Annotated in this window: 5 protein-coding genes; 3 read left to right on the forward strand and 2 right to left on the reverse strand. The window is 50.4% G+C overall.

What is annotated here, in order from left to right; translation table 11 throughout:
• Both BFF42_RS27655 and bamD read right to left on the reverse strand, forming a co-directional pair.
• On the reverse strand, nucleotides 1-124 hold a 124-nt coding region (locus BFF42_RS27655; RefSeq protein WP_227894989.1), incomplete at its 3' end, for a hypothetical protein.
• 103 nt (nucleotides 125-227) lie between these two features.
• Entirely contained in the window at nucleotides 228-965 is a 738-nt protein-coding gene (gene bamD, locus BFF42_RS10050; protein WP_000197686.1) for an outer membrane protein assembly factor BamD, read from the reverse strand.
• Nucleotides 966-1,099: 134 nt separating this feature from the next.
• Between bamD and rluD the strand changes: the two genes are divergently transcribed.
• The 3 genes from rluD (at nucleotide 1,100) to clpB (ending at nucleotide 5,511) form a co-directional block, all read left to right on the forward strand.
• On the forward strand, nucleotides 1,100-2,080 hold the full coding sequence (gene rluD / locus BFF42_RS10055) for a 23S rRNA pseudouridine(1911/1915/1917) synthase RluD (protein WP_000079103.1): 981 nt from the start codon (nucleotides 1,100-1,102) through the stop codon (nucleotides 2,078-2,080).
• On the forward strand, nucleotides 2,077-2,808 hold the full coding sequence (gene yfiH, locus BFF42_RS10060) for a purine nucleoside phosphorylase YfiH (protein WP_000040159.1): 732 nt from the start codon (nucleotides 2,077-2,079) through the stop codon (nucleotides 2,806-2,808). Before rluD ends, yfiH begins: the two co-directional genes overlap by 4 nt.
• Before the next feature lie 129 nt (nucleotides 2,809-2,937).
• Entirely contained in the window at nucleotides 2,938-5,511 is a 2,574-nt protein-coding gene (clpB, locus tag BFF42_RS10065) for an ATP-dependent chaperone ClpB (RefSeq protein ID WP_012421651.1), read from the forward strand.
• The last annotated feature ends 470 nt before the right edge of the window (nucleotides 5,512-5,981 follow it).

A 5,981-nucleotide genomic window follows, 5' to 3' on the forward strand; every position in this document is an offset into this window, starting at 1 on the left:
GGCAACGAGAGATGAGTTCGGGGTCGAGGTAATCCCCCAGAGAAGTCAGTGGGTTACGCAGAGAATCGTAACGGGATACCAGATCAAGAGCCTGTCCAATGTGCATAAAAAAATCCGGAAACAAGTGAGCGTTTCCGGATTCTTACACAGCCACTTGATCGGTCAACTGATCCTTAACTGATCGGCATTACAGCTCAAGGGCTGCCGTTTTGTGTTTCAGGTTTCTGTTATGTATTGCTGCTGTTTGCGGCGATGATTTTCGCTACTTTTTCAGCTTGCGCATTCATCTGCATCTGACGGTATGCATTTTCCATCAGTGGCAGCGCATCACGCGTAGCCTGGGTATCCGGGTAGTCGCGCAACATGCCTTCTACGCGGTTAACGACGGCAACCCATGCACCACGTTCTGTATAGTACTCGGCAACGGAGTATTCATATTTCGCCAGACGATCTTTCAGGAATACCAGACGTTTGGTTGCATCGGTAGTGTACTGACTGTTCGGATAGCCGCGCACCAGTTTGGAAAAGTCACTAAACGCAGCTCGTGCATGTTGAGGATCGCGATCGCTACGGTCAACGCCAAAGAACCCTTGCAGCGCACTGTCATCCAGCGCCATATTGGTCAGGCCACGCATGTACATGACATAATCGATATTCGGATGGGTCGGGTTAAGGCGAATAAAACGATCGATGGCAGCCTGTGCTAACGGCAAATCGGCGTTTTTATAGTAGGCGTAGATGAGATCCAGCTGCACCTGCTGCGAATACGGACCAAACGGATAGCGATTATCTAATGCTTCCAGTTGCGTTATTGCCTGTCTCCAGTTACCGTCCTGCAGCTTTTGTTGTGCAGTCGCGTAAATTTCATTTGGTGGATTATCAGGTACTTCTTCCTTTGACCCCGAGCAACCCGCCAAAAACAGGCTTAGTGTGGCGGCTGCCACCAGATATTTCATGCGCGTCATGACGTTTTGACTTTCCTCAAAATGTAATACGGGAGATTCTCTGTTCCTGCTCCCGGTTAAGACCAGCTACAATAGCACACTATATTAAACGGCAAAGCCGTAAAACCCCAACGATAAACGAAGAAGCAGTATATATGGCACAACGAGTACAGCTCACTGCAACGGTGTCCGAAAACCAACTCGGTCAACGCTTAGATCAGGCTTTGGCCGAAATGTTCCCGGATTATTCACGTTCGCGAATAAAAGAATGGATCCTCGACCAGCGCGTGCTGGTAAACGGCAAAGTTTGTGATAAGCCGAAAGAAAAAGTATTGGGTGGCGAGCAGGTTGCCATCAACGCTGAGATTGAAGAAGAAGCGCGTTTTGAACCGCAGGATATCCCGCTGGATATTGTCTATGAAGATGAAGATATCATCGTCATTAATAAACCGCGCGACCTGGTGGTACATCCTGGCGCGGGTAACCTGGATGGCACGGTACTGAATGCGTTGCTTCATTATTATCCGCCCATTGCCGATGTACCGCGTGCGGGCATCGTCCATCGTCTGGATAAAGACACCACTGGCCTGATGGTTGTGGCAAAAACCGTTCCGGCTCAGACGCGTTTAGTCGAATCTTTGCAAAGGCGTGAAATTACTCGTGAGTATGAAGCGGTGGCAATTGGTCATATGACCGCTGGCGGTACAGTAGATGAACCAATCAGCCGCCACCCGACCAAACGTACTCACATGGCGGTGCATCCCATGGGCAAACCGGCGGTCACTCACTATCGCATCATGGAACACTTCCGTGTGCACACGCGTCTGCGGTTGCGTCTGGAAACCGGACGTACGCACCAGATCCGCGTGCATATGGCGCATATTACCCATCCGCTGGTGGGCGATCCGGTTTATGGTGGCCGTCCGCGTCCGCCAAAAGGTGCTTCGGAAGCGTTTATCTCCACGCTGCGTAAGTTTGACCGCCAGGCGCTTCATGCAACTATGCTGCGTCTTTATCACCCGATCTCCGGCATCGAAATGGAATGGCATGCGCCTATTCCAGAAGATATGGTGGAGTTGATTGAGGTTATGCGCGCCGATTTCGAAGAGCATAAGGATGAAGTGGACTGGTTATGAGTAAGCTGATTGTCCCGCAGTGGCCGCTGCCAAAAGGTGTTGCGGCCTGTAGCTCTACCCGTATCGGCGGCGTGAGCTTGCCACCTTACGACTCTCTCAACCTTGGCGCTCATTGTGGTGATAACCCGGAGCACGTAGAGGAGAATCGCAAGCAACTTTTTGCTGCGGGAAATTTGCCTTCAAAACCGGTCTGGCTTGAGCAGGTACACGGCAAAGATGTGCTTAAGCTCACTGGCGAACCTTATGCCTCAAAACGGGCGGATGCCTCTTATAGCAATACGCCCGGCACGGTTTGCGCAGTGATGACTGCCGACTGCCTCCCTGTGCTGTTTTGCAATCGAGCGGGAACGGAAGTCGCCGCCGTTCATGCTGGCTGGCGTGGACTGTGCGCAGGCGTGCTGGAAGAGACGGTTTCCTGTTTTGCTGATAAACCTGAAAACATTCTCGCCTGGTTAGGGCCGGCAATTGGTCCACGCGCGTTCGAAGTGGGGGCGGAGGTTCGCGAGGCGTTTATGGCAGTAGACGCTAAAGCAAGTGCAGCTTTCATTCAGCATGGTGATAAGTATCTGGCGGATATTTATCAGCTTGCCCGGCAGCGTCTGGCGAACGTGGGTGTTGAGCAAATTTTCGGCGGCGACCGTTGTACATATACGGAAAATGAGACTTTCTTCTCTTATCGTCGCGACAAGACCACCGGTCGTATGGCAAGTTTCATTTGGCTGATATAACCTAAAGAATCAAGACGATTCGGTACGCGTGATTTTCTTTTCACATTAATCTGGTCAATAACCTTGAATAATTGAGGGATGACCTCATTTAATCTCCAGTAGCAACTTTGATCCGTTATGGGAGGAGTTATGCGTCTCGATCGTCTTACTAATAAATTCCAGCTTGCTCTTGCCGATGCCCAATCACTTGCACTCGGGCACGACAACCAATTCATCGAACCACTTCATTTAATGAGCGCCCTGCTGAATCAGGAAGGGGGTTCGGTTAGTCCTTTATTAACATCCGCTGGCATAAATGCTGGCCAGTTGCGCACAGATATCAATCAGGCATTAAATCGTTTACCGCAGGTTGAAGGTACTGGTGGTGATGTCCAGCCATCACAGGATCTGGTGCGCGTTCTTAATCTTTGCGACAAGCTGGCGCAAAAACGAGGTGATAACTTTATCTCGTCAGAACTGTTCGTTCTGGCGGCACTTGAGTCTCGCGGCACGCTGGCCGACATCCTGAAAGCAGCAGGGGCGACCACCGCCAACATTACTCAAGCGATTGAACAAATGCGTGGAGGTGAAAGCGTGAACGATCAAGGTGCTGAAGACCAACGTCAGGCTTTGAAAAAATATACCATCGACCTTACCGAACGAGCCGAACAGGGCAAACTCGATCCGGTGATTGGTCGTGATGAAGAAATTCGCCGTACCATTCAGGTGCTGCAACGTCGTACTAAAAATAACCCGGTACTGATTGGTGAACCCGGCGTCGGTAAAACTGCCATCGTTGAAGGTCTGGCGCAGCGTATTATCAACGGCGAAGTGCCGGAAGGATTGAAAGGCCGCCGCGTACTGGCGCTGGATATGGGCGCGCTGGTGGCTGGGGCGAAATATCGCGGTGAGTTTGAAGAACGTTTAAAAGGCGTGCTTAACGATCTTGCCAAACAGGAAGGCAACGTCATCCTGTTTATCGACGAATTACATACCATGGTCGGCGCGGGTAAAGCCGATGGCGCAATGGACGCCGGAAACATGCTGAAACCGGCGCTGGCGCGTGGTGAATTGCACTGCGTAGGTGCCACGACGCTTGACGAATATCGCCAGTACATCGAAAAAGATGCTGCGCTGGAACGTCGTTTCCAGAAAGTGTTTGTTGCCGAGCCTTCTGTTGAAGATACCATTGCGATTCTGCGTGGCCTGAAAGAACGTTACGAATTGCACCACCATGTGCAAATTACTGACCCGGCAATTGTTGCAGCAGCGACGTTGTCTCATCGCTACATTGCTGACCGTCAGCTGCCGGATAAAGCCATCGACCTGATCGATGAAGCAGCATCCAGCATTCGTATGCAGATTGACTCAAAACCAGAAGAACTCGACCGACTCGATCGTCGTATCATCCAGCTCAAACTGGAACAACAGGCGTTAATGAAAGAGTCTGATGAAGCCAGTAAAAAACGCCTGGATATGCTCAACGAAGAACTGAGCGACAAAGAACGTCAGTACTCCGAGTTAGAAGAAGAGTGGAAAGCAGAGAAGGCATCGCTTTCTGGTACGCAGACCATTAAAGCGGAACTGGAACAGGCGAAAATCGCTATTGAACAGGCTCGCCGTGTGGGGGACCTGGCGCGGATGTCTGAACTGCAATACGGCAAAATCCCGGAACTGGAAAAGCAACTGGAAGCCGCAACGCAGCTCGAAGGCAAAACTATGCGTCTGTTGCGTAATAAAGTGACCGACGCCGAAATTGCTGAAGTGCTGGCGCGTTGGACGGGGATTCCGGTTTCTCGCATGATGGAAAGCGAGCGCGAAAAACTGCTGCGTATGGAGCAAGAACTGCACCATCGCGTCATTGGTCAGAACGAAGCGGTTGATGCGGTATCTAACGCTATTCGCCGTAGCCGTGCGGGGTTGGCGGATCCAAATCGCCCGATTGGTTCATTCCTGTTCCTCGGCCCAACGGGTGTGGGGAAAACTGAGCTTTGTAAGGCGCTGGCGAACTTTATGTTTGATAGCGACGAGGCGATGGTCCGTATCGATATGTCCGAGTTTATGGAGAAACACTCGGTGTCTCGTCTGGTTGGTGCGCCTCCGGGATATGTCGGTTATGAAGAAGGTGGCTACCTGACCGAAGCTGTGCGTCGTCGTCCGTATTCCGTCATCCTGCTGGATGAAGTGGAAAAAGCGCATCCGGATGTCTTCAACATTCTGTTGCAGGTACTGGATGATGGTCGTCTGACTGACGGGCAGGGGAGAACGGTCGACTTCCGTAATACGGTTGTCATTATGACCTCTAACCTCGGTTCCGATTTGATTCAGGAACGCTTCGGTGAACTGGATTATGCGCACATGAAAGAGCTGGTGCTCGGTGTGGTAAGCCATAACTTCCGTCCGGAATTCATTAACCGTATTGATGAAGTGGTGGTCTTCCATCCGCTGGGTGAACAGCACATTGCCTCGATTGCGCAGATTCAGTTGAAACGTCTGTACAAACGTCTGGAAGAACGTGGTTATGAAATCTACATTTCTGACGAGGCGCTGAAACTGCTGAGCGAGAACGGTTACGATCCAGTCTATGGTGCACGTCCTTTGAAACGTGCTATCCAGCAGCAGATCGAAAACCCGCTGGCACAGCAAATACTGTCTGGTGAATTGGTTCCGGGTAAAGTGATTCGCCTGGAAGTTAATGAAGACCGGATTGTCGCTGTCCAGTAATGATAAAACGAGCCCTTCGGGGCTCGTTTTTGTCTATAAGTTAGACGGAAAAGACTATATTTAAGATGTTTTGCCTGAAAAATGAGCGAACGATAAAGTTTTTATATTTTTCGCTTGTCAGGCCGGAATAACTCCCTATAATGCGCCACCACTGACACGGAACAACGGCAAACACGCCGCCGGGTCAGCGGGGTTCTCCTGAGAATCTCAACAGAGAAAAGCAAAAAAATGCTTGACTCTGTAGCGGGAAAGCGTATTATGTACACCCCAGAGCTGCTGAGAAAAAAACGAAGCGGCACTGCTCTTTAACAATTTATCAGACAATCTGTGTGGGCACTCGAAGATACGGATTCTTAACGTCGCAAGACGAAAAATGAATACCAAGTCTCAAGAGTGAACACGTAATTCATTACGAAGTTTAATTCTTTGAGCATCAAACTTTTAAATTGAAGAGTTTGATCATGGCTCAG

This window comes from Shigella sp. FC1661, from assembly GCF_001712525.1.
Lineage (GTDB): Bacteria > Pseudomonadota > Gammaproteobacteria > Enterobacterales > Enterobacteriaceae > Escherichia > Escherichia coli.